Raw genomic sequence first — 24284 nt, 5'->3', positions numbered from 1 at the left:
TATGCTACATAAGCGACAGGCCGCCCCTTGGGGCGGCCTGTCGAACGGCGTATCCCGATGAGTTATTGAACGGTGTCGCTATCGTCGTCACTGCTCCGGTTGCTAGCCACGCTGATGGTGCCCGTCTCGCCACTCTCCAGTGCTGCCAATACCGGTTCTGCCTGGCGCTGGAAGGCGATCAGGGTATCGCCACTCAGGCTGGTGTTTTCAGGCAGCTCGACGGTCATGGCGTTGACCGGCGTATTGTTGACGATGACCTCATAATGCAGGTGAGGGCCGGTACTGCGGCCCGTATTGCCGGAAAGGGCAATGCGCTCACCCATGTCGACACGCTGGCCCTGGCTCACCATCGGCTGCGAAAGGTGCAGGTAGCGCGTGCGGTAGCCGTTATCATGGCGAATCACGATATAGCGTCCTGCCGCGTGGTGATTGCCCACGCGCTCCACGCGGCCATTGGCCGGCGCGATGATCGGCGTGCCGATCGGCATAGCCCAGTCGGTGCCGTTATGCGGGCTGACCCGCCCTGTCACCGGGTGAAGGCGGCGCGGGTTGAAATTAGAGCTCAGGCGGTAGTTGCCTTCGAACGGGCGACGGGCAAAGGCCGGGTCCAGGCTGTTGCCTTCCGGGGTGTAGAAGTTGTCGTCAGAGGGGTTGCGCACCACGGTCAGATCCATGCGCTCGCCGTCGTATTTGACCGCCAGAACCCGTGAGTCCAGCGTTTCACCATCGATCATGTCAGACTCGACCAACACCTGAAACTGATCCCCCCGACGGCTGTCGCGACGGAAATCGAGTTTCTTCTCCAACAGGCGCGTCAGCTCGGTGACCGAGCTGCTGCCCAAGCCGGTGGCCTGGGCGGAGCGGGCAAAGCTACCACTCACGCTACCGGCATAAAGCCGCTGTACCGGCTCGCCCTGGCGTTCGATGGTGGTGATGGCAAAGTGGTCGTTGTCACGCTCCAGCAAAATGCCGTCGCGGGTGTTGCGCATCATGCGCAGCGATAGCAGCCGGCCATCTTCGTCCAATTGGTAATCGAAGCTGTTGCCTGCGCGCCAGTTGGTCAGCAGGCGCTGATCGGGCATGTTGTCCAGTAACGCCAGCACCTCACTGTAGCCCAAGCCAAGCTCGTTCTGGGCAACCACGGCAAAGGTATCACCAGACTCGACGATATGCGTCTGCCACTCGGGAACGAAGGGCTCTTCAGCAGCCAGTTCGAGCTCGAGAAACGAAATATCGTCGAACAGCTCGATATCGTAATCTTCGTAGGAAGTGGCATCAGCAATGTCGACGGTGGGGTCGGTATTGAGCATGCCGCTTGCAATCGTGCCCACGATCACGGCCATGTGCAGCGCGCCGTCATCAAGCGCGACGGCCAGGGGGGGCACGCTGGCCATGGAGGCTTCGGCGCTGGTGATCACGTCGAGGTCGACGATCTCGGTCGCCGCCAATTCGCTAAGGGGAATATGGTCACGGGTGGCGTCGAGGGCGCGGGAGGCGCGGTCGATCGCTTCAGCCACTGGTGTGCGCTCTTGCCGCAGCGAAGGGACACCTGGGGCAGAGTCATTGGGGAGTGGTACGAGCACGCTCTCCAGCGGTGTATGAGATTGATTCAGGTCGTTATACGTCGTCACCAGCTTTTGTGCGCCCAGCACAGTGACCATGGTGGCCACTGGTAATAGTAACAATTTATGCGTGCGGGGCAGCGAATGGAGGATTCGCAACATGGGTAAATGGACCGCCGAATTTGTGAAGTAAACGTAACAAGAAAGTGAGCAAACTCGGGAACCATACCCCAAGGAAATAGGGGTGAATAGACTGTATGTTTATCCATAAAATATACTTCCGCTGAAATATGCAAATATTCGCAATGAGAACCGCTCTCGAACACCGTTCGCTAACAAAAGTAACGATCTTGACGTCGCTCATTGGTGGCTGCGTGATGTGAGTGGGCGGTTAACCGTGGACGACAATGAATTGTTCAGAAGAGGGCGTGTAAGATCTGTCTAGTTAAAAAGGCGTTTTAAGCACTTGGCACCCAAAATGAGCGCTTGAAACGCACGTTTTGCGCTGGTCAGTAAGCACCGCCGCTCAAGAAGCGATTGGAACCCACATGAGCAGGGTTTTTCTGGTCATTGCTAATATTTTGAATGTGTTTTTTTGTTTCCTTATGTTTGTTTTTTGAAATCTTGGGCGTTTCTGTGCGTTCCTGTATTGGCCTCTGTATTAGCCCTTGGTGCAAAATTTGCTGTCAGGCCACGTACTCTCGACGTTTTACTGGCATCCTATGGGTTGTTTTTTCGAAGGTGAAGCGGTTTGTTTCGCTGTTTAGCGTCGAGGAAATCGAAATGTCTCGGGTAACACTTGCACAGTGGCAGATGCTCGCCGCCGTGGTCGACCACGGTGGCTTTGCAAGGGCGGCAGAGGCGATCCATAAAAGTCCCTCTACGCTCAACCATGCGGTACATAAATTGGAAGAACAGTTGGGTATCCAGGTACTGGAGCCCGTGGGGCGTCAGGTACGACTGACGGAAGCCGGTGAGCTGTTGCTGCGCCGTGCGCGTCAACTGATCGAGAGTGCGGCGTCGCTGGAGGACGTGGCCTCGCGCTTGGCCGCGGGCCTGGAGGCTGAAATCGTCGTCGCTATCGATCAAATCTTTCCTGCGGCGGCTCAGGCCAGGGCGCTGGAGCGCTTTTCGGAAACCTATCCCCAGGTGCGCGTACAGCTGCATGAGAGTGTGCTTAATGGCGGCACCGAAATGCTTTATGACGGGCGTGCCGACCTGGTGGTCACGGCCATTGAGGCCCAGGGGTTTCTTGGTGAGCCGCTGGTCAATGTGCACTTTGTGGCGGTCGCTCATCCACGCCACCCGCTGCATCAATTAGGGCGCGCGTTGGATCTGCGTGACCTGGCCCAGCATCGCCAACTGGTGGTGCGTGACTCGGCGTTGCGCCAATCGACCAATGCAGGCTGGCTAAAGGCTGAGCAGCGCTGGACGGTCAGCCATGTGGGCACCTCATTGGACATGCTCAAGCGTGGTCTGGGGTTCGCCTGGATACCTGAAACCCGTATCCTCGACGAGCTGGCCAGTGGAGCGCTGAAGCCGCTGCCGCTGAGCGCAGGAGGCGTGCGGGAAGTACCGGTACAGCTTATATTTCGTGACCGTGACCGGGCTGGCCCTGCGGCTCATGCCATGGCCGCTGCGTTGCGGCAGTCCGTCAAGGAGACGTGCAGCCAACATTCGATTCCCTCGAATGAAAGTCGGTAAAACATCCGCTTGAGCCCTCTCTCGGCGAGCGTATCCTGTAAACAGGCTATTTCACACGTTCGCAACGGGAGAAGCATCATGGGGTTATTGGTCAACGGCGAGTGGGTCGATCAGTGGTACGACACCAAAAAGCACGGTGGGGAGTTTGTCCGTGAGTCGGCACAGCTGCGTGATTGGGTAGGGGAACCTGCCGACAGCGGAAGCGTGTTGGAGGGCGATGCCCAGCGTTATCCTGCCGAGGCAGATCGTTACCACCTTTATATCTCTCTGGCATGCCCTTGGGCGCACCGCGTGTTGATCATGCGTCAACTGAAAGGTCTGGAGCCCTTGATCGGCGTCTCCCATGTCAGCCCGCTCATGCTGGACAAGGGGTGGACCTATTACCAGGACGAGGGTTCCAGCGGCGACCCGATCAATCACGTTGAGTTTCACCACCAGCTCTATACCATGACCGACCCGCAGTACACGGGGCGAGTGACGGTGCCGGTGCTGTGGGACAAGCAGCGTAGTGCCATCGTCAACAATGAGTCGGCTGAACTCCTGCGCATCTTCAACCATGCCTTTGACGAGCTGACCGGCAATACGCTGGATTTCTATCCCTCCGACCTGCGTGATGTCATCGATGAGGTCAACGCCGATGTGTACGACCACATCAACAACGGGGTTTACAAGTCGGGCTTTGCCACTGAGCAGAAGGTGTACGAGAAGCATGTCACTGCGCTGTTCGACGCGCTGGAGCGCATGGAGAAGCGCCTGGGAGAGCAGCGTTACCTGGCGGGAGAATGGCTGACCGAAGCCGATATTCGTCTGTTTACCACGCTGGTGCGTTTCGACGCGGTCTACTACGGCCACTTCAAGTGCAATTTCAAACGCATCGAGGATTATCCCAACCTGTCCAACTACGTGCGTGAGCTCTATCAGTGGCCGGGCATTGCCGACACCGTCAACCTGGACCACATCAAGCGCCACTACTATTACAGTCACGACACCATCAACCCGACCCGTATCGTCCCTGCCGGGCCAGCGTTGGACTTTCAGCGCCCGCATGACCGTGAACGTCTACCGGGGCAAGGAGTGCGCCGTCGCTGAGTCAATGCGGCCATCCATGAAAATGGCCACCCGGTTGGGTGGCCATTGCGTACCTGTGTGTCGCTAAACAGCAAACGTATCAGTCGGAGCTGACGGCGTCACGGGCGGACTGCCAGGCACTTTGCGCGCCATCACGCGTGGTTTCCCAGGCATCGCGTGCGCCTGCCTTGGTTTGTTCCCACCAGTCGTGGTTGTAAGTAGGAAAGGCTTCCACTTCTTCGGACGTGGCTTGGAGCATGATCCGGTGCTCGGTATCGCCATCCGCTTCGGTGTGGGTTTCCAGCGTGAAGTGGTCGGTGCCGACAACGATTTCACGTCCGCCCAGCCCCAGTACAGAGCCGCTCTCTATGACCAGTGCAGTAATGCGCATCTCCTCATCGAAGAGAATGTTTTCCACCTCACCGATCTCTTCGCCGGAACCGCCCGCGAAGTAGACATCAGCATCCAGAATGTCTTCGGCTGAATACATACCCTGTGGCTCGGTCTGTGCGTGGGCGCCCATTGCCATGCTGCCCAGAAGTACCGTGCCGATAGCCGTTGTCAGTAGTGATTTACGCATAGCTTCTCTCCATGTTGCTATTGAATCAGCCAAATAGGCATCTATTGGAAAATGGATACGCATTGGCCTGCCTGTACAGCGCCAATGCCGAAACGATCAGAGGCCGTTGGCCCACTCGTCTGCACGGCGCTCGGCTTCTTCACGGGCCAGCCCGTATTTCTGCTGAAGCTTGCCCACGAGCTGGTCTTTCTTGCCGCCGATTTGCGTCAACTCATCGTCGGTCAATTCGCCCCAGCTGGAACGCGCCTTGCCTTTTACTTCGGTCCATTTGCCTTCGATCTGATCCCAGTTCATAGGCATCACTCCTTGAAGTTCGTGAACAACGTGAGGCACCTCTCAGGTTAGACCAATAGTGAACAAGTGCAAGTTTCAGGATGATATCGGTTAAAGTAAAAAAGCTGGTCAGCTCACCAGTGGGGTGGTAGGATGCGCGCTCCTCGCATGTGTTGACCCCTCCATCACGACGGCAAGCGTTGATTCGGTCGCCTCATGGCACCAAGCCGAAACGTTTGCAGGAACATCCCCTCGACTGGATGTTCATTGCTGTGAAGATGGCGCGCCTCCAGCATTTCACCAGACGGGTGAAATCGGCGCAGTAAGGTCGCCACAGCGGTTGGCCCGCAGCGTGCGGTACTGCCAGCCGAATGCCAGGTGCGACCGGCGTCTCCGACTCCACTGATGACGATATCCGCTATGCGGAGCCTTGTTTTTTGCTGCACACCGTGACGTGCGGCATATGACAGAGTCAGAGACGCTTACGATGTTTTTTGCCGGTGATGCCGGCCTACCAAGGTGTGATTAATGACCTCGATTTCTGTCACCTCGCCGAGCTTCGGTGATCTGGCTCTTTTGCCTGCCGTTCTGTCTGCTGTAGAAGCGCAGGGCTACGAAACTCCTTCGCCCATCCAGGCGCAGACCATTCCAGCCCTGCTGGAAGGTCGCGATATGCTGGGTCAGGCACAAACGGGTACCGGTAAAACGGCTGCCTTTGCACTGCCGCTGCTGTCGCGTCTCGACATGCAGCGTCGCGAGCCCCAGGTACTGGTGCTGGCGCCTACCCGCGAACTTGCTCAGCAGGTTGCGGTTTCCTTTAGCAAGTATGGTCAAAACCTGCAGGGGCTCGAAGTGGCTACCCTGTGTGGTGGTCAAGAGTACCGTGAGCAGCTGGGCGCCTTGAAGCGCGGCGCTCAGGTCGTGGTCGGTACGCCCGGTCGTATCATCGACCACCTGGATCGCGGCAGCCTGAAGCTGGACGGTTTGTCTGCGCTGGTGCTGGACGAAGCCGACGAAATGCTGCGCATGGGCTTTATCGACGACGTAAAACGCGTGGTTGCCGATACCCCGAAAGATGCCCAGCGCGTGTTCTTCTCGGCCACGCTGCCGTCTGAAATCGAGCGCATCGTCAATCGCTATCTGGTCAACCCGGTCAAGGTGGCGATCGAATCGCGCACCACGACGGGAGAAAACATCGAACAGCGCCTGGTGCGTGTGGACGGTGGTGCCAAGCTGGAAGCGCTGGCGCGTATTCTGGAAGTGGAGCCGGTGGATGCGGCCATCGTGTTCGTACGTACACGTGCTGCCTGTACCACGCTGGTAGAGCAGCTGACGGCGCGCGGTGTCAACGCCGCTGGCCTGTCGGGTGACCTGGACCAGAGCCTGCGTGAGCGCACCATCACTCGCCTGAAGCGTGGCAAGGTCGATGTCCTGATCGCGACCGACGTCGCCGCTCGTGGTCTGGACGTTCCGCGTATCACCCACGTGGTGAACTACGACCTTCCCCAGGACGCCGAAGCCTATACGCACCGTATCGGTCGTACTGGCCGTGCGGGCCGCAGCGGTATCGCGATCACCTTCGCGGGCTTCCGTGAAGGCCGCAAGGTAGGCTGGATGGAGCAGGCAACGGGTCAGAAAATGACCGAAATGCCGCTGCCTGACGAAGCCGCTATCCGTGCGCACCGTGATGAAGTATTCCACCATCGCGTCGTGGCAGCCCTGACCAAGGGTGCCGAAGAGCAGCGCGCGCTGGTCGAGCGTCTGGTGGAAGAAGGTCACGACGCCGTCGAGCTGGCCTGTGCCTTTGCTGCCATGGCCCGTGCTGACGAAGCGCCGATTGGCCGTCTGCAAGCACCGCGCAAAGAGCGTGCTCCGCGTGAGGGTGCGCCCGGCAAACCTGCTGGTGCTCGCCGCGAGCGCTCCAGTGCGCCCAGCGAAGGCATGACCCGCTACCGTGTATCGGTAGGCCATAAAGATGGCGTCAAGCCTGGCCAGTTGGTTGGCGCGTTGGCCAACGAAGGCGGTATCGAAGGTGCCCGTATTGGCCGCATCGATATTCGCAACGCCTTCTCGGTGGTCGAGCTGCCCAGCGGCCTGCCGTCTACCATTCTGGCCAAGATGGCACGTGCCCGTGTGGCCGGTCGCCCGCTGGAAATCAGCGAAGACCGTGCGCCCGAGCGTGCACCGCGCCGTCGTCGTGACGATGGCGATGCGCCGGTTCGCCGTCGCGAACGTGCGTAAACGCCTGCCGGGCGACTGATGTCGCCCTGGCTACCATCCCCCCATGCCAAGGGCATGGGGGGATTTTTTTTTTGGCCATCCTGAACGTCATATCGCGGCGCGACCAAAAGCGCGCTACAGCATCGCAAACGCACACTACAGCATCGCGATGAACCGGGTCAGCAGGCGCGTGGCGTCGGGGGTCTCCGCGACGTCTTGCAGCAGTTGATCCGGGTCTTCGCCCTGGTCGCGCAAGGCAGCGCGCTGGCGTTCGATATAAGCGCGCATCACCGGCGGTGAAAACTCGGGATGGAACTGGACGCTCCACTGGCGTGGCCCATAGCGCAGCGCCTGGTGGGCATCGTGGCAATTGTGCGCCAGGATGCTGGTGCCGGGGGGAAGCTGCATGACCGCCTGGGCATGGGTCAAGTGGGCCACGAAACACTCCGGGAGTTGCCCGAACAGCGGGTCCTGGCGGCCTGCCTGGGTCAGGCGTACGCTGCGTGTGCCGGATTCACGCCCCGCCGGGTGGTAATCACTCACACCGCCAAACGCAGCGGCCATCAGCTGGTGGCCGTAGCATACGCCCAGCAGCGGCAGGTCGTCCGCCAGTGCCTGCTGTAACCAGGGCTTCAGCGCCTCGCTCCAGGGGAGCTGCTCACTGACCATGCTGTGGGAGCCGGTAATGATGGCTGCCACGATATCCTCCGGCGGCTGGCTGGTGAGGCGTGCATCCCATACGTCGAGGGTCAGGTGGTCGGGCAGGGCGTCCTGCACCTGGTCGATGAACAGCTGTTCGAAATCCCCGTGCTGGTCCACCACTTCGGGGAAGGCGTCGCCGGTTTTGATAATGACTACAGAGGCCATGGTGTTCTCGCTAGCGTGTCGCGATGGATGAGGGATAGCCGAATCAGGGAGTTCCACGGTAAGCTGGGCCACTGATCGTCATTCCCCTTTTACCATACATTAGGAGCTTGATATGCAACAGATTACGCGGGCAGGTCAACCCATGGATGTGGCGGGCACCTTACCGGCGGGGGGGCAGGATGCACCGGCCATGACGCTCACCAACGGCAGCCTGGAAGACGTCACCCTGGCGACCTATGCAGGCAAGCGCAAGGTGCTGAACATCATCCCCAGCGTCGATACGCCCACCTGTGCAACGTCCACGCGACGCTTCAATGAGCTGGCCTCGTCGCTGGACAACACCGTGGTACTGGTGGTGTCTGCCGACCTGCCGTTTGCGGCCAAGCGTTTTTGCGGTGCCGAAGGGCTGGACAACGTGGAGACGCTCTCGACGTTCCGCCACCGCGAATTTCAGCAGGACTGGGGCGTGGCGCTATGCAACAGCAACATGGAAGGGCTCTGCGCCCGTGCCGTGGTGGTGCTGGATGCCGAGGATCGGGTGCTGCACAGCGAGCTGGTCAGCGAGTTGAAGAACGAGCCTGATTACGACACGGCGCTGGCGGCGCTGAAAGGCTAGCGGGACGCCTTGGCTGCCTCCACCAGCGCACGTATCAAACGCTGCTGGGGGCGGTTGAAGATCAGCCACTCCGGGTGCCATTGAACGCCTATCAGGAACGCATGCTCCGTGGACTCGATGCCCTGCACCAGCCCATCGCGGTCACGCGCCACGATCCGAATGCCCTTGCCTGCCCGGTTGACCGCCTGATGATGAAGGCTGTTCACACGACACCAGGTCACCCCCAACAAACGATAGAGCTGGCTGTCGCCCACGATGTCGACGGTTTTGCGGGGCAGTACCGTGCGGCGCCGCTTCAAGCCTTCGTGGGTGGTGTAGATGTCGGGGTCCAGGCTGCCGCCCAGATGCACGTTGATCAGCTGCGCACCTCGGCAGATGCCCAGTACAGGCGTATGGCGGGGTATGAAGCGCTTCAACAGGTCGAGTTCCAGCTCGTCACGGGCCGGGTCCAGGCGCACGTCCAGCTGCACTTCGCCGCCGTACAGGTGGGCTTGAATGTCGTCTCCGCCGCCAATGATCAGGCCGTCCAGGTGCTCCGGCAACGGGCGAGAAGGAGAAAGGCGTAGCGGCCTGCCGCCGTGTCGCCAGACGGCAAACCAGTCGAAGCACCAGGCAAGCTGGCTTTTGTAATCCGAGGTCGTGATGCCGATCAGGGGTCTAGACATGGCCAAACAGTCTGCGCTTGAGGCGCTGCCACCAGGGTTGGCGCTGTTCGGCCATGTACGCCTGGCAGCGGGCGTGAAGGTTGTCCTGATCGTGGGCCAGCTTCTCTACCTCCACCCAGCGGTTCCACTCCATCACGCTGCCCCAGCCCGGCTGCGACAGCTGCGCATTGGGCAACCGGTAATGAAAAGTGGGCCGTGGCTTGGTCAACTGGCCGTGCAGTAGCGGATGAGGGTGCTCTGGGCGCTGGTGGGCAAACAGCGGCAGCAGGTCCAGCTCGCGGTTACGGGTAGGGTTATCGGCCAGGTAGTCGTCGATGAAGGTGTCGAGGTCCGGCTGGTAACGCAGATCCAGAACCTTACGGGCGTACTCCTTGGGAAACGGGTTGGCGTGCGGCAGCACTTCGCGGGTGATATCCACCTTAATTTCTTCACGCAGCCAATTGGCCAGCAGCAGGTAGGCGCGTAGCATGGCGAGCAGGTAATCGACCTCGCCGCGCTCGATCTCTGGGTTCAGGTGCAGGCCGAAGCCGTACAGCAGGCTGGCATCGGTGCCTTTGGCGCCTTTTTCCCGCAAGGTGTCGAACAGAGTGTCCAGCGCTTCGAGCTCTTCCCAGGGGATGGGAGGGCAGACGATTTCGGTGGGCACCAGGCCGGTCACCATGTCACCGATCAGTTCACGGGTCTTTTGGTGGAATTCCAGCCGCCGCTGCTGTTGGCGGGCCCACTCGCTGTCACTGTCCTGCTGTGCGTCCAACAACGTCTGGTCTGGATGGGCGTATTGAGTATCCAGTTCGATCTCGAACATTCCCCAGCGTGTGTCGGCCACCTGTAGCCGATGGGGGCTGACCACGTTAAGCTCACCACCAAACAGTGCCTGCACCACCTCGGCCGTCTCGCGAGGGGGAAGCCCGGCAAACTCGATTTCGACGCCTACGCGTCGGGTCTGGCCGTCCGGGTTCAAGCGTTGGGGAGGAGCCTGCAGCGTCATCTCGATGTCCTGGAGGTGAACGTTTGTAGGTTTAGCCTATCATAATCACACGCTTAGGCTGAGCACGAGAAAAGACACGATTCAACAGTCACTTTCCACGGGAGTCACGCGTGCGACAGCACTGGATAACCAGCATCGTTCTAGGGGCGCTACTCAGCCTGATGATCAGCGTCACCGCACACGCCCAGAGCGTCTCGCTTCCCACGCTGGGGGGCAGTAGTGGCAGCCAAGAGCAGCCGGACGTCACCAGCGAAAATTTCCAGCGCTCCTTGAGCGACGTCATTGGCATGCTCGAAAGCGAGGATCAGCGCCGTGCGCTGCTGGACTCGCTGCGTGAGCTGCAGCTGAGTACCGAGGCCGTGGAAGACGACGGCGTGGTGCGCCAAGGGCTGCTGGGCGCCTTGGCTGATACGCTTTCCGACATCGGTGAACAGGCCCAGGCCGGGGATTCGCCCATCGACGAGTGGTCACGGCAACTGGTCCAGGGCGTCGAGGATCTGCGTGCTCTGAATGCCGGGGCCGAGCAGCGGGATGCTGTCCGAGCCGTGGCAGAAGGTACCCTGCTGGCCGTTATCTGGAGTGGCCTGCTGGTGGCGATGATTGCCTTTGGTCGCGTCGTGGCCAAGCGGCATCATTGGCCGCTGGACCTGCCCCGGGACCCCAAGGCCTGGCTGTTGGCGGTCCACTTCTTGCGGCGCATGCTGCCCTGGGCGCTGGCTTTCGTCATTACACTAGGAGTCGGCCAGCTGCTGCCTTACAGCCCCGGCCGCGCCCTGGTGCTGGTGGTGGCCTATATCTGCCTGTGTGGTCGAGCGCTGTCGGTGGTGTTCGAAACGGTGATAGCGTTCTTCAGTCGCGGGCACCGTTTTACCGCCGTGCAAGTATTACAGCACAAGGCGTTGCGGGGGCTGTTCGTCATCGGCGCGCTGATTGCCTTGGGCGACGCCGTCAACTCTACCCGCCTGATGGAGCTGCTGGGGACCGATCTGTCGGGGCTGGTGTCCGTGCTGGCCAACATGCTGGCAGCGCTGCTGTCGGCGCGTTTCATTTTCAAGTTTCAGCGTCCCATTCGTCATCTCATCTGTAATCGGCCTTACAAACAGCGCCGTGACGCCAGCACGGCCGTGGAGTTGGTTCGCGCGCTGGGCGGGCTATGGCACATTCCTGCCCTGCTGATGGTGGGCGGCTCGCTGCTGGCGATGTTCGTTACCGTGGGCGACGTGGGGACCGCGCTGGCTCGTTCGATCGTGTCGGCTAGCCTGCTGGTGTTGACCCTGGTGATTACCGGGCTGCTGCGTCGTCAGGAAGAGCGTTTGGGCAAGCGGCGCCATCGCCGCCGCTTTAGCCAATATCGCAAGCGACTGGAGCGCTTTGGCTTCGTACTGGCGCATCTGAGCGTCTGGATGGTTTTTGCCGAGCTTTCGATGCAGGTGTGGGGCGGTTCGCTGTTTGGTTTGGGGCAACAGGGAGTGGCCAGTGCGCGTATTGGTCAGGCGCTGGTCAGCCTGGGGGCCACTGTGCTGTTGGCATGGCTGGTGTGGATTTTTGCCGATACCGCCATTCAGCGGGCGCTGACCTCCTCCGCGCGGTCACGGGGTCGGCGCGTCAACCAGGCCCGCGCGCAAACCATCACGCCGATGATCCGTAACGTGATTTTTGTCACCATCCTGATCATTGCGGTGATTGCTGGCTTGGCCAACCTTGGGGTCAACGTCACGCCGCTGCTGGCCGGTGCCGGTGTGATCGGCCTGGCGGTGGGGTTTGGCGCGCAAACCCTGGTGCAGGATTTGATCACCGGCATCTTCATCCTCATCGAGGACTCCCTGGCGGTGGATGACTTCGTCACCATCAATACGTACATGGGCACCGTCGAAGGGCTGACGCTGCGGACGGTCAAGCTGCGCGACCTGGACGGCGTGCTACACATCATTACCTTTAGCCGTATCGAATCGATCCACAACATGTCGCGCCAGTTCGGTATCGCCTTGATGCGGATTCGCATTCCCTATGACATGAAAATCGATGACGCCATCACGCTGATGCAGGAAACGGCTCAGGAGTTGCGCAAGGACCCGATGATGCGTCACTACATCTGGTCGCCGCTGGAGATGCAGGGGGTACAGGCCTTCGAAGATGGCTGCCCGATATTACGGATGCGCTTTCGTACCGCCCCCGAAATGCAGTGGGACGTGTCACGCGCCTTTAATCTGCTGCTGAAGCAGCGCATGGAAGCCCAGGAAATCGACTTGGGTGTACCGCGGCTCAGCGTGCGTATGGAGGCGCGCTCTGAGGCCCGTGGCGACGAGCCCCATGGCACCGACATGACGCTGCAGCATCGCCAGCAGGGTGACGTCGATTCGCCCCAGCATGCCCCTGAACCACCCAGGCCTGCGCCCAGGCCCACCGAGGCCGAAATCCGCCGTGACGAGCGGCAGCGCCCTGAAGGCTCAACGACTGCGCCGCCGCTATCTCAATCCCAGCCCAAGCCCCAGACTTAGGGCAATGCCAATGGCCAGCCCCAAGCCTGTGCCCAGCGCAAATAGCGTGACCAGCAGCCAGGGGCCGCGCAGCCCTCGCCAGCGGTTATATAGCGAGACGGCGTGGCTGACTCGGTCGACCAGTTCGTCATGGCGTGAAATGGCGTGGTCAGGGGGCAGCGAGAAGTCATTGGCCACGTCACCTTGCCAGTGTGCTCCGTGGGTCAATCCAAGGCGCGCGCGCAGGCGGCCGATGTCGCTCAAGGTACCGTGCAGCGCATCGTAGGTTTCACGGTGCGGGGGTACCGTCAGCACCGAGGTGGCGTCCTGGCGCAGTGCGCTGTTGGGGCAGCGCGCCACGGCGGTGTCGATCTGCTGCTCATTGGCATTGGGGGGCAGACTCAGGCGTTGATAAAGGTCGCGCATAATCCGGCGTTAGTCTCGTAGCAGTGAGCACAGTGAAAAAGCATGGTGACAGGCTATTGGTCGGCAGGCTTGCCGATCCATCATGCCTGGTAAGTTTGCATCAGATAATCATACGCGTTTTTGATGCGCTGAAAACGTGCCGAGGCCAGCGCCACCTGATGTTCGCTTTCCGAATAGAAGCGGTCGGGGTGATGCAGCTGCGCCATGCGTCGATAGGCCTTGCGCACCTCTGTCTTGCTGGCGCCGGGCGTCAGCCCCAGCACGGCCAGTGCCCGGGTGGTACGGTTGGGTGGCGGGGGAGGATGAGGGGCGCGCTGATAACGTTCGCGGCGGGCCTGTTCCGCCCGGGCTTGCTCCTGCTGTCGGCGGGCGTGTTCACGACGCGCCTGTTCGGCGCGAGCCTGCTCCTGGCGCTGTTGCTCTGCACGTGCGTGCTCCTTGGCTTGCTCGGCACGCTGCCTGGCCTGGCGCGCTTCCTCCTTACGCTGCTGTTTTTGCTGTTGACGCTGGGCGCGTGCGTGCTGCTTGTCGGCCTTGGCGCGCTGCTGCTGTTCGGCCTGTGCCTGGGCGGCTTGGGCTCGCTCGGCGGCCTGGGCTTCCTGCTCGGCCTTGTGGGCGTAATACGCCGGGTCGTGCACCTGCCAATAGGCATCGCGGCTGGGGTCTTCCGGGGCTCGCAGCGGCTTGCCGGTCAGTTCCTGAAACAGGGTGTTCAGGGTCGTGGGCACCACGTTCAGCAGGTCGGCCAGAAAGCGCAGAATATAGTGGTTGGCCAGTGACAGCTCGCCATCGTCGGTGGCCACCGTGATGGCCTGGTGCATTACGCTGAGGCTACGCTCCCTGGAGCACTCCTTGCGCACGACTTCGGCGGCCAATTGAATGGCGTGAAGGTCCTGGCTATGGGCAATGCTCATGATCGGCCCCAGTTCGTGCCCATGGCGAAACTGCGCGCTGACCTGGGCCAGCCGACGTCGGCGTTGCCCCTCGGAAACGTGCTGACGATGCACGAGCACCCAGCCAAGCAGCAGTAGCGTGGCCGTATCCACTTGGCTTCGGCTTTTTAGCAGCAGCAGCTCAAAGGGTGAAAAACGGGCGATGGGCATCCCTGGGCTCCAAGGCGAAGAAGTAAAGCGCTGATCCATGCCATGCGCTGCATGGCGCGGTCTTCACGGCACAGTCTTCATGGTACAGTCCTGATGGCGCAGCCTTGATGGTATGGCTCTTTGGTATCAAGGTGCGCTGGCAGACGACGCTCTGCCAGCCGTACTCGCGAGCTCATCATGGTATATCATCGAGTCTGGCATGAAAGCAGGAGATAAGTGAGGGTGATCAACGTTGAACGTAAAAATAGCTTCCAACTGCGCTTGTCTCGACGGCTGAAGGAAGAGACCTCACATACGCTGGATGTGTACTTGTTCGTGCCCCAGGAGCTGGGGCTGAGTACGCACATCATCTCCGAAGAAGTATTTTATCACGCTGCCATCAACGTCTCGCGCACTTACTACAGCGACGAGTACCATCTGCCGCTGGTGCATAGCCGCCTGGCCAGCCGTAACCAGCTGGGCAGCGACTCCTACCGCTTGAGCCTCAGTCTCTACGCCTACCAGTACGTGGTGGCGCTGGAGCGCACCACCCAGGGCATGCTCTCCACGGCCCGTAAACTGCGTCGCCTGCAGGGTGAGGAGAAGAGCAGCACCCACGACAAGGCGAACGAGCTTTATGACCAGCTGGTCGAGATGAGCGACCTGAGCGACGGCATACTCAAGCGCTTGCGGCGTAACCCGCCCACCGATGAACGGCTCTATAAATACTTTGCCAATATCGACAACTATCTTTCCTGGTTCACCGAGCAGCAGCTGTTGGCGCTGGTGGCCCACATGCCCAAGGGCGGGAAATTCAGCGAGGTCAAACGACGCCTGGTGACTATCTGCCACCGTGAAGGCGAGTACCGCGAGCAGCAGGAGTACAACGCCGAGCGCGTACGCGATGACCCCACTCGCATGTCCAACAAGATGCGCCTGCTGCGACGGCTGATCGAGTACCCGATCACGCTCAAGCAGCGCTCGCTGGAGCTGGGTAGCGGCGAACAGAAAGCCGTCAAGGCCCTGGCCACCGCGGTGGTCATGGCCTTCGTGTCGTTGGGGGTACTGCACCTGCGCGACGTGATTGGCGACATCACCGCACTGTTCGTGCTGGCCATGGCGCTGCTCTACGCCATGCGCGAAGTGTTCAAGGACGACCTGCGCAATACCCTATGGCGATGGCTGAGAAGAGGCCGACCCAAGTGGCGGCGACAATACATCGACCCTACCCACAATGCGCTGGTCGGTCGGCAGCTCGAATGGTTCGACTACAAGCGCTATACCGCCCTCGACCAGGACATACAGCAGATGCGGCGGCGCACGGTGGCCCAGCGCGAAGAGGTGGTCATGCACTATCGCTCCAGCTCGCGCATGTCCCCCACACGCTTCTTGAGCGGCTATGAGCATACCCGCGAAACCCTGAGCATAGACCTCTCCATGCTGACCCGCCTGATGAGCAAGGATAAGCACCATATCTATCGCCTGAAAGAGGGGCAGGCGGTGCGGGAAAGTGTCGAGCGCCGCCACCTGTTCAACCTGGTGGTGCGCGAAACGGGCAGCGAAGATGCCCCTTACCTGGCGCGCTGGAAAGTCGTGGTCAGCCGCTCGGGCATTGTGGATGTCGAGCGCGTCGCCGAGAACCGCCCCGACGAAGCCCCGGTCTGAAAAGCAATAGAACCTGACGCCAGCGCGTCGGTGGTGTTCGACTAAAATCCAATAAGTAAACGTTTACTCTTTTTGAGTAAACGTTTACTTTTCTCCTCAGCGCTCACGCTCGTGAGCAAGCACCTCTCAACGCTGAGGAGAACGACATGACACTCCGAGTCACCGTATGGGGCGAAAACGTCCACGAACAAACCAACGACGTAGTGGCGCGTATTTACCCCACCGGCATGCACCAGTGCATCGCCGACGGGTTGAATGAAGCGGAAGCGCTAACGGCCACGGCGGTCACGCTGCAAGACCCGGCGCAGGGGCTTGACGAAGAGACGCTGGAGAATACCGACGTGCTGCTGTGGTGGGGCCACGCCGCCCACGGCGACGTGCTGGAAGAGACCGTCGACCGCGTGCAAACGCGCGTGCTGCAGGGCATGGGCTTGATCGTGCTGCACTCCGGCCACTACTCGAAAATCTTCAAACGCTTGATGGGCACTACCTGCTCACTGAAATGGCGGGAAGCCGGTGAGCGTGAGCGGCTCTGGGTGGTGAATCCTGGACACCCCATCGTGCAAGGGCTCGGGGATTACATCGAACTGCCCCATACCGAAATGTACGGCGAACCCTTTGCGGTGCCCAACCCGGACGAGGTGATTTTCATCAGTGCCTTCGAAGGCGGCGAAGTGTTCCGTTCCGGCCTGACCTACAAGCGTGGCAACGGCAAGATTTTCTACTTCCGTCCCGGCCACGAAACCTACCCGATCTACTACGACGAGCAGGTAAAGCGGGTGCTCAAGAACGCCGTCGTCTGGGCACAGCCGGAAGGCTCCCGGTGGATCGACAGCTGCCCCAACGTCCCCGCCGACCAGGCGCCCAACCCGGTCGAGATCAAGGGCGAAAGCTTGCACAAACCCGGTGAGGAGGGCTTCAAATGATCCGTATCGCGATGATTGGCGCGGGCAGCATGGCGGGGGAGCACGCCAAGCACTATGGCCGACTCGAAGGTGTCGAAGTGGTTGCCGTATGCGACCGTGATTTCCCCAAGGCGCAGGCCTTCGCCGAGCGCCATGGCATTGCCGATGTGTACCAGTCGCTGGACGACATGCTGGCCCGCGACGATATCCACGCGGTGAGCAATGTCACTCCGGATGGCGTGCACAAGGCCACGTCGCTGGCGGCCATTGCGGCGGGTAAACACATCCTGTGTGAAAAGCCCCTGGCCACCAATGCCGAGGATGCCCATGAGATGGTCGCTGCCGCCCAGGCCGCCAAGGTCATCAACATGGTCAACCTGAGCTACCGTGACGCCCCCGCCATTCAGCACGCCCGAGCGCTGATTACCGGCGGCGCCATCGGCACCGTTCGCCACGTGGATGCCAGCTATCGCCAGAGCTGGCTGGTGAGCAACGCCTGGGGGCGCTGGGATGAGGATAGCCAGTGGCTCTGGCGGCTCTCGGAAGCCCACGGCAGCAAAGGCGTACTGGGCGATGTGGGCGTGCATATCGTCGATTTTGCCAGCTTCCCGGTGGGCGATATCACTCGCGTCAACTGCGAACTCACCTGCTTCGACAAAGCCCCGGACAACCGCATCGGCGACTACCTGCTGGATGCCAACGACACGGCGCTGATGCGCGTGCGCTTTGCCAACGGCGCCATGGGCACGATTCAGGCAACCCGCTGGGCAACCGGGCACCACAACTCGCTGACGCTGAGCGTTCACGGCGACAAGGGGGCGATCCGCGTGGATCTAGACGCCTCCAAGGATGAAGTTCAGGTGTGCCTGAACGATGACGTGCATCCCGCTCGCTGGAGCACCGTCAAGGCGCCGCCCACGCCCAGCATCTACCAGCGCTTTATCGAGAGCATTCGCACTGGGGAGAACGACCAGCCCGACTTTGCCCGGGGCGCGGCCATTCAAACCGTGCTGGATGCCTGTTTCGTTTCCAGCCTGGAGGACCGCAGCCTGGCAATTGCCAGTTGATCAGCAGATTTCATCTGACCGCCGAAGCCCAGCAGAAAGCCCACGCCATCGAGTTTGGCCGTAACCCCACGTGCCCGGTACTGTATGAGGATGACGAGGTGCTGGCCGTGCAGCAGCTGGAGGGAGAACTCTCGCGCCTGGCAAGACGCGGCTGGTAACGCAAGGGCTTGGCTGGCACGTGGTTGCTTGCGCAGGGGGCGGCGATTTTCCGCCCCGCTTTTTGTACAATCAAGCCCCCCAACGGCGGCTGAGGCCAGGCATGAAACAGCACACATCGAGCGCACCGGCGGCGACCATCCGCGAAATTGCCCGGCGTGCCGAGGTATCCATCGCATCGGTCAGCCGAGCCTTGAACGGCAAGCCCGGGCTGAGCGACGCGCTGCGCGAGCGGATTCTGACCATCAGCCGTGAGCTGGCCTATCAACCCAGCGCCGCCGCCCGCCAACTGATCAGCGGTAAGGCAGCGGTGGTGGGGATCTCCCTTGGGCGACAGGATATCGAGCTGCGGCCCTACTACATTCTGCTCTACCAGCACCTGACCGTGGCCCTGCACCAGCAAGGCATGGTGCCGGTGTTTTTTCACCACGATCAGACCCATGAGCTGCCCGAGCGGGCAGGAGCCGCGATCTTGCTGGGCGAAACGGCAGAAGATGCCAGGCCAGGCCTTCTGCAGGCAGCGGGCGTTCCCTTCGTACGAATTGGCAACGCAGGAGACGGCTTTTCGGTGGCCCCGGACGATGTCTCGGGCATTTACCAGATGACGCAGCACCTGATCGAGCAGGGGCGAACGCGAATCGCGTTTGTGGGGGGGGGGCTGGACGTGCCGCGGCCTCTCAGCCGCCTTTCCGGGTATCAGCGTGCCGTCACCGAAGCGGGGCTCAGCGAGCAGTTGATCAGCCTGCCGCATCGGCTGACCTCGGACTCCCTGACCAGCTATCGCCAGCTCAACCGCCTGCTCAAGGAGCGCCCAGACGCACTCTTGCCCTTCGACGCGCTGGTCTGTGCCACCGACGAGCTGGCGCTGGGCTGCGTGGCTGCTCTGGAAGACAGCGGTATTCGTGTGCCCAGCGAGGTAGCCGTCACCGGCTTTGACGACCTGCCCACTCTGGCCACGGGGTTGACCACGGTACGCCAGGACATTGCCGCCATTGCGGCAATGAGCGTGGAGCTGCTGGGCGATGCGTTGGCAGGAAAAGCGCCCCGGCACGTGTCGCTGCCGGTGGCGCTAGTGCTGCGGGAAACGGCTTAACGCCCCGGCAGCTGCTCCGGCCCAAAAGCGTCGGGCAGCAGGCTGTCCATGGTGTAGGTTTTCAACACCTCGCCCTGTTTGGAGAGCACCATGATTTGCGTGCTGGGGGTGGCGAATTCGCGGATGCGCTGGCGGCAGTCGCCGCAGGGCGTGCAGAGGTGCTCGCCGGGGCCCATCACGTAGACCCTGGCCAGCTCGCGCTGGCCAGCGGTAATCATGGCAGAAATCGCCGAGGCTTCGGCACACAGCCCTTTGTAGTGGGCGACTTCCACGTTGCTACCGGCAAACTGCTGGCCGTCGGGGCACTCCATCACCGCCGCCACGGGGTGGTTGGAGTAGGGCGCGTAGGCGTTGCCCAGGGTGGTCAGCAGCGTGTCGACCAATGCCTGATCCGCGTGGCTCATGGCGCTATTCTCTCTCTGTGTTCAGGATGTCTATGGGCTCAAGACGCCGGGCATTACGCCTTGGCGGCGTCATCGCGCAGAACGGTGTCGAGGGCAATCACCATCATATCGTTGAAGGTGGTTTGGCGGTCGGCACTGGAGAGCGAGTCACCTTTCAGAATGTGGTCGGAGACGGTGCAGATGGTCAGTGCACGGGCACCAAACTCGGCGGCCACGCCATACAGGCCTGCGGCTTCCATCTCGACGCCGACGATGCCGTAGCGCTTCATCAGCTCGGCCATGTCGGTCTGCGGGTTGTAGAACAGGTCCGCCGAGAAGATGTTGCCGACTTTCACGGCGACGTTCTGCGCTTTGGCGGCTGCCACTGCGTGGCTGGCCAGCTCGAAGTCGGCAATGGCGGCCAGGTCGTGGTCATTGAAGCGCATGCGGTTCACTTTGGAGTCGGTGCTGGCACCCAGCCCGATCACCACGTCGCGCACGTTGACATCGTCACGTACCGCGCCGCAGGAGCCCACGCGGATGATCGACTTCACGCCGTAATCGGTAATCAGCTCTTTGGCGTAAATGGACACGGAGGGGATGCCCATACCGTGGCCCATGACGGAAATCTCGCGGCCTTTGTAGGTGCCGGTGTAGCCGAACATGCTGCGCACGTCGTTGACCTGGCGCACGTTCTCCAGGTAGGTGTCGGCGATGTACTTGGCGCGCAGCGGGTCGCCAGGCATCAGGACGGTATCGGCGAAATCGCCCATTTCGGCATTAATATGCGGTGTAGCCATGTCACGCTCCCATATAATTTAACGGTCTGAATCAGCCCTTCGCGGGGGCGCTGTGAACCCTTCCCTGGGCGCTACTTTCGCCATCTGACCGCCATGGATGGCGGAAATGCCGGAATTGTTGGGAACATTTTCCGGCCTTGGCGAAAGACCCCCGCTACGGGCTGATTCAGACCTTGCTCGATTTTTTGCTAGAGGTTGGTTATTTGCCTTTAAGCAGCGTCAGGTAAAAAGCTCTCGCCGTCGGCCATGGCGTCTACGGCGAAGAACGCCGCAAGGGTTTGGCCAATGTCGGCAAAGGTGCCGCGCTCGCCCAGTGGGCCGGGGGCGAAGCCTGCGCCGCGTACCATGATCGGCACGTATTCGCGGGTGTGCTCGGTGCCTTCCCAACTGGGGTCGCAGCCGTGGTCGGCAGTGAGCAGCAGCAGGTCGTCGTCATCGAGGGCTGCCAGCAGCTCCGGCAGGCGGGCGTCGAAGTGCTCCAGCGCGGCGGCGTAGCCCGGTACGTCCCGGCGATGGCCGTAGACCGAATCGAAATCCACGAAGTTGGTCATGATCATGGTCGGGCGGTCGCTGGTCTCGTTGGCGGTGCGCGCGACTTCCGCCAGGGTGGCATCCATCAACGCGTCGTGGCCGCTGGCCTTGATCTTGTGGGTAATGCCGCAGTGGGCGTAGATGTCGGCGATCTTGCCAATCGACACCACTTCGCCCCCGGCATCGGCGAGCTTTTGCAGCACGGTGGGGCTGGGCGGCTCGACGCTGTAGTCGCGGCGGTTGCCGGTGCGCGCAAAGCTTGCGCGGTCTTCGCCAATGAACGGCCGAGCGATGACGCGGCCAATGTTGTAGGGCTCCAGCAGTTCGCGGACGGTTTCGCACAGCGCGTAGAGGCGTTCCAGGCCGAAGTGCTCTTCATGGGCGGCAATCTGGAACACGGAGTCGGCCGAGGTGTACACGATCGGTTTGCCGGTGGCGATATGCTCTTCGCCCAGGCGAGCGATGATCTCGGTGCCTGAGGCGTGGCAGTTGCCGATCACGCCGGTCAGCTCGGCCTCCCGAATGATGGCGTCCAGCAGTTCGAGTGGGAAACTGTCGGTTTTATCGAGGAAGTAGCCCCAGTCGAAACGCACCGGCACACCGGCAATCTCCCAGTGGCCGGAAGGGGTGTCCTTGCCGCTGGAGATCTCTTTGGCGTGGGCGTAAGCGCCCGTCAGTTGGTCGGGCAAACTGACGCCTTCCGCCACGCTGCCAGTGGCGTCGCGGTGGGCGTGGAACAGGCCTAGCGCGGCCATGTTGGGCAGCGACAATGGGCCGGAGCGCTCGGCGGTGTCGGCTTCGCCACGGGCACAAGCGGCGGCGATGTGGCCCAGAGTATCTGACCCCTGGTCGCCAAAGGTGGCGGCATCGGGGGCGCTACCGATCCCGAAAGAGTCGAGTACCAGGACGATGGCGCGGCGCATCAGGCTTCTCCTCGGAAGGTCTCTTGCAACAGGGTGTCGGCGGTGGCGTCGGCATCGCCAATGGTGACCGCCGCACGAAGCTGAGCAGCGGCACGGGCCGCGGCCACTTCCGTGCGGGCGTGGACGATGGCCAGCGGGCGCTGGCTGTCGACACGGTCGCCGATTTCGACGATGTCGCTAAAGCCCACGCTATGATCGACGTTGGCGTCGTTACGCAGGCGGCCGCCGCCCAGCTCCACCACGCTCATGCCCACGGCGCGGGTATCGAAACGCTGCACGATACCGCTCTGCTCGGGGTAGACCGCTTGAACGACCGGGGCGGTGGCCAGGTAGCTGTCAGAGCGCTCCATGAAGTCGGCGGGGCCGCCCAGTTCGCGCACCATACGGGCGAAGACTTCCGCCGCCGCGCCGGAGGTCAGTGCTTTGTCCAGCTTGGCGAGGGCTTCTTCGCGATGGTTCACCAGCTTGCCCGCGATGAGCATTTCAACGGCCAGTTCGCGGGTGACCTGCATCACGCGGCTGTTGGCTCGCTCGCCGCGCAGCAGCGCCAGGGTTTCGACGATTTCTACCGCGTTACCGGCACACGGGGCCAGAGGCTGGCTCATGTCGGTGAGCAGGGCGGTGGTGGGTGTGCCTGCCTGGGTGGCCACGTTGGCGATGCTTTTGGCCAGTTCGCGGGACTTTTCCGGGGTGGGCATGAACGCGCCGCTGCCCACTTTGACGTCCATTACCAGGGCGTCCAGACCAGAGGCCAGCTTTTTGCCCAGAATCGAGGCCGTGATCAGCGGGATGGATTCCACGGTGGCGGTGACATCACGCACGCCGTAGATGCGCTTGTCGGCCGGGGCGAGGTTGCCGGTTTGACCGATGATCGCCACGCCGGTGGATTTCACCACCTCACTGAAGCGTTCGGGGGCGGGGTAGGGGTCGTAGCCGGGGATGGATTCCAGCTTGTCCAGGGTACCGCCGGTGTGGCCCAGGCCACGGCCGGAAATCATCGGCACGAAGGCGCCGCAGGCCGCGACCCACGGGCCCAGCACCAGCGACACCAGATCGCCCACTCCGCCGGTGGAGTGCTTGTCCACAATCGGGCCGGGCAGGTTGAGCGAATCCCACTGCATCACGTGGCCAGAATCGCGCGTCGCGGTGGTCAGCGCCACGACTTCTTCGCGGCTCATGCCATTCAAAAAGACCGACATGGTGAAGGCGCCGATCTGCGCATCGCTGATGCGGTCATCGGCGATGCCCTGCACGAACGCCTTGATCTCTTCAGCGGGCAGCGGCTGGCCGTCGCGCTTCAGGCGAATCAGTTCTTGAGGGAGCAGCGCGTGGTGAGAAGCGTTGGACGACATTTAGTAGCCTCCGTTGTTGGTGGAGAGCAGCGCCGCGTCAGCGCCACCGTCGAGTGTGTTCAACAAGTTGCCCAGCAGGCTGGAGGCACCAAACCGGAAGTGTGCCGGGGTGACCCACTGCGGCCCCATGATGTCGGCTGCCAGCGCCAGGTACTCAGCGGCTTCTTCTGCGCTGCGTACGCCGCCGGCGGCTTTGAAGCCAACGTCTTTGCCGCTGGCCTTGATGGCCTTGAGCATGATCTCGGCGGCTTCCAGCGTGGCATTGACCGGCACTTTTCCGGTCGAGGTCTTGATGAAATCCGCGCCGCCTTCGATGGCCAGCTCACTGGCACGTTGGATCAGCGCAGGGTCCTTGAGTTCGCCGGACTCGATGATGACTTTCAGCAATGCCTGGCCACCACAGACGGCCTTGCACATTTCCACCAGCTCGCGGCCAGTCTCTTCATCGCCTGCCATCAAGGCGCGGTAGGGGAACACCACGTCGACTTCATGGGCACCCGATGCCACGGCTTCGCGGGTTTCACGGGCCGCGCCCATGATGTCATCGCCCCCATGGGGGAAGTTGGTGACCGTGGCGATCTTGACCTGATCATCCAGCTTGTGGGCGCCCAGCGCGCGGGCTGCCGTGACGATGAACGAGGGGTAAACGCACACCGCTGCCGGGTGGCCGTAGGGGGTCTTGACCTGCTGGCACAGCGCTTCGATCACGCTGTCGGTGTCGCTGTCGTTCAGGCTGGTGAGGTCCATTAACGTCAGGGCGTGACGGGCGGCCTGGATAAGCGGGGGGGAAGTGGTGGCAGTCATGAAGTTCTCATCAATCGGTAAAAGACAAAACGGGCACTGCGTACTAAAGCAGCGCCCGTTGCGTTATCGCGTACTCG

The 24284-nt window shown here is 61.6% G+C and carries 23 protein-coding genes; 10 read left to right on the top strand and 13 right to left on the bottom strand.

The features are described from left to right. Window positions 1-62: 62 nt before the first annotated feature. Window positions 63-1724 carry a peptidoglycan DD-metalloendopeptidase family protein gene (locus tag HSS18214_RS0107620; RefSeq protein ID WP_026001804.1) on the bottom strand — a complete coding sequence of 554 codons (1662 nt, stop codon included), beginning with the start codon at window positions 1722-1724 and terminating at the stop codon, window positions 63-65. 621 nt (window positions 1725-2345) lie between these two features. Here HSS18214_RS0107620 and HSS18214_RS0107615 point away from each other — a divergent pair. After that, window positions 2346-3266 (top strand): LysR family transcriptional regulator, encoded by a 921-nt coding sequence (locus HSS18214_RS0107615; RefSeq protein ID WP_016914697.1) that lies wholly within the window; start codon window positions 2346-2348, stop codon window positions 3264-3266. A 78-nt stretch (window positions 3267-3344) separates the two neighbouring features. Continuing rightward, complete coding sequence (locus HSS18214_RS0107610; protein WP_016914696.1) at window positions 3345-4355, top strand: glutathione S-transferase family protein; 1011 nt, start codon at window positions 3345-3347, stop codon at window positions 4353-4355. 79 nt (window positions 4356-4434) lie between these two features. Here the strand turns inward: HSS18214_RS0107610 and HSS18214_RS0107605 are convergent, their stop codons facing one another. Both HSS18214_RS0107605 and HSS18214_RS0107600 read right to left on the bottom strand, forming a co-directional pair. Further along, complete coding sequence (locus tag HSS18214_RS0107605; RefSeq protein ID WP_016914695.1) at window positions 4435-4914, bottom strand: PRC-barrel domain-containing protein; 480 nt, start codon at window positions 4912-4914, stop codon at window positions 4435-4437. Between the two features lie 96 nt (window positions 4915-5010). Next, window positions 5011-5208, bottom strand: a complete 198-nt coding sequence (locus HSS18214_RS0107600; RefSeq protein ID WP_016914694.1) for a CsbD family protein — start codon at window positions 5206-5208, stop codon at window positions 5011-5013. 507 nt (window positions 5209-5715) lie between these two features. Here HSS18214_RS0107600 and HSS18214_RS0107595 point away from each other — a divergent pair. Next, the gene (locus HSS18214_RS0107595; protein ID WP_016914693.1) at window positions 5716-7428 is read left to right on the top strand and encodes a DEAD/DEAH box helicase; all 1713 of its coding nucleotides are present in this window, start codon (window positions 5716-5718) and stop codon (window positions 7426-7428) included. Window positions 7429-7563: 135 nt separating this feature from the next. Here the strand turns inward: HSS18214_RS0107595 and HSS18214_RS0107590 are convergent, their stop codons facing one another. Next, entirely contained in the window at window positions 7564-8274 is a 711-nt protein-coding gene (locus tag HSS18214_RS0107590; protein WP_016914692.1) for a glutamine amidotransferase, read from the bottom strand. A 112-nt stretch (window positions 8275-8386) separates the two neighbouring features. Here HSS18214_RS0107590 and tpx point away from each other — a divergent pair, with 112 nt between their 5' ends. Then, window positions 8387-8890 carry a thiol peroxidase gene (tpx, locus tag HSS18214_RS0107585; RefSeq protein ID WP_016914691.1) on the top strand — a complete coding sequence of 168 codons (504 nt, stop codon included), beginning with the start codon at window positions 8387-8389 and terminating at the stop codon, window positions 8888-8890. Here the strand turns inward: tpx and HSS18214_RS0107580 are convergent. Together HSS18214_RS0107580 and HSS18214_RS0107575 are read right to left on the bottom strand one after the other, a co-directional pair. Beyond that, complete coding sequence (locus HSS18214_RS0107580) at window positions 8887-9555, bottom strand: gamma-glutamyl-gamma-aminobutyrate hydrolase family protein (RefSeq protein WP_026001803.1); 669 nt, start codon at window positions 9553-9555, stop codon at window positions 8887-8889. The genes tpx and HSS18214_RS0107580 overlap by 4 nt on opposite strands. Then, window positions 9548-10543 (bottom strand): amidoligase family protein, encoded by a 996-nt coding sequence (locus HSS18214_RS0107575; protein WP_016914689.1) that lies wholly within the window; start codon window positions 10541-10543, stop codon window positions 9548-9550. The genes HSS18214_RS0107580 and HSS18214_RS0107575 overlap by 8 nt, the downstream gene beginning before the upstream one ends. Window positions 10544-10653: 110 nt before the next feature. Between HSS18214_RS0107575 and HSS18214_RS0107570 the strand changes: the two genes are divergently transcribed. Next, entirely contained in the window at window positions 10654-13041 is a 2388-nt protein-coding gene (locus HSS18214_RS0107570) for a mechanosensitive ion channel family protein (RefSeq protein WP_026001802.1), read from the top strand. Here HSS18214_RS0107570 and HSS18214_RS0107565 read toward each other — a convergent pair. Both HSS18214_RS0107565 and HSS18214_RS0107560 read right to left on the bottom strand, forming a co-directional pair. Continuing rightward, entirely contained in the window at window positions 13009-13446 is a 438-nt protein-coding gene (locus HSS18214_RS0107565; RefSeq protein ID WP_016914687.1) for a hypothetical protein, read from the bottom strand. The genes HSS18214_RS0107570 and HSS18214_RS0107565 overlap by 33 nt on opposite strands. Window positions 13447-13526: 80 nt before the next feature. After that, on the bottom strand, window positions 13527-14549 hold the full coding sequence (locus tag HSS18214_RS0107560; protein WP_016914686.1) for a J domain-containing protein: 1023 nt from the start codon (window positions 14547-14549) through the stop codon (window positions 13527-13529). Between the two features lie 222 nt (window positions 14550-14771). On the opposite strand from HSS18214_RS0107560, the gene HSS18214_RS0107555 reads away from it, so the two are divergent. From HSS18214_RS0107555 to HSS18214_RS0107535, 5 genes are all read left to right on the top strand, one after another. Then, window positions 14772-16193, top strand: coding sequence for a hypothetical protein (locus tag HSS18214_RS0107555; protein WP_016914685.1), 1422 nt, complete (start codon window positions 14772-14774; stop codon window positions 16191-16193). A 146-nt stretch (window positions 16194-16339) separates the two neighbouring features. Continuing rightward, a complete protein-coding gene (locus tag HSS18214_RS0107550) occupies window positions 16340-17119 on the top strand; it encodes a ThuA domain-containing protein (protein ID WP_016914684.1) in 780 nt (259 codons plus the stop codon). Next, complete coding sequence (locus tag HSS18214_RS0107545) at window positions 17116-18165, top strand: Gfo/Idh/MocA family protein (RefSeq protein WP_016914683.1); 1050 nt, start codon at window positions 17116-17118, stop codon at window positions 18163-18165. The genes HSS18214_RS0107550 and HSS18214_RS0107545 overlap by 4 nt, the downstream gene beginning before the upstream one ends. Then, window positions 18162-18323: a hypothetical protein gene (locus HSS18214_RS19240; protein ID WP_016914682.1), complete on the top strand. Its 162-nt coding sequence runs from the start codon at window positions 18162-18164 to the stop codon at window positions 18321-18323. Before HSS18214_RS0107545 ends, HSS18214_RS19240 begins: the two co-directional genes overlap by 4 nt. 101 nt (window positions 18324-18424) lie before the next feature. After that, window positions 18425-19414, top strand: a complete 990-nt coding sequence (locus tag HSS18214_RS0107535) for a LacI family DNA-binding transcriptional regulator (protein ID WP_016914681.1) — start codon at window positions 18425-18427, stop codon at window positions 19412-19414. Here HSS18214_RS0107535 and cdd read toward each other — a convergent pair. The 5 genes from cdd to deoC form a co-directional block, all read right to left on the bottom strand. After that, a complete protein-coding gene (gene cdd / locus HSS18214_RS0107530; protein WP_016914680.1) occupies window positions 19411-19818 on the bottom strand; it encodes a cytidine deaminase in 408 nt (135 codons plus the stop codon). The genes HSS18214_RS0107535 and cdd overlap by 4 nt on opposite strands. Before the next feature lie 53 nt (window positions 19819-19871). Next, entirely contained in the window at window positions 19872-20597 is a 726-nt protein-coding gene (gene deoD / locus HSS18214_RS0107525; protein WP_016914679.1) for a purine-nucleoside phosphorylase, read from the bottom strand. Window positions 20598-20806: 209 nt separating this feature from the next. Next, complete coding sequence (locus tag HSS18214_RS0107520) at window positions 20807-22051, bottom strand: phosphopentomutase (RefSeq protein ID WP_016914678.1); 1245 nt, start codon at window positions 22049-22051, stop codon at window positions 20807-20809. After that, window positions 22051-23403 carry a thymidine phosphorylase gene (deoA, locus tag HSS18214_RS0107515; RefSeq protein WP_016914677.1) on the bottom strand — a complete coding sequence of 451 codons (1353 nt, stop codon included), beginning with the start codon at window positions 23401-23403 and terminating at the stop codon, window positions 22051-22053. The genes HSS18214_RS0107520 and deoA overlap by 1 nt, the downstream gene beginning before the upstream one ends. Then, window positions 23404-24207 carry a deoxyribose-phosphate aldolase gene (deoC, locus tag HSS18214_RS0107510; protein WP_016914676.1) on the bottom strand — a complete coding sequence of 268 codons (804 nt, stop codon included), beginning with the start codon at window positions 24205-24207 and terminating at the stop codon, window positions 23404-23406. Between the last annotated feature and the right edge of the window lie 77 nt (window positions 24208-24284).

It is taken from the genome of Vreelandella stevensii S18214 (assembly GCF_000275725.1).
GTDB classification, from domain to species: Bacteria; Pseudomonadota; Gammaproteobacteria; order Pseudomonadales; family Halomonadaceae; genus Vreelandella; species Vreelandella stevensii.
The sequence above is the reverse complement of the archived record's forward strand: the minus strand, read 5'-3'. Positions and strand labels throughout refer to the sequence as shown.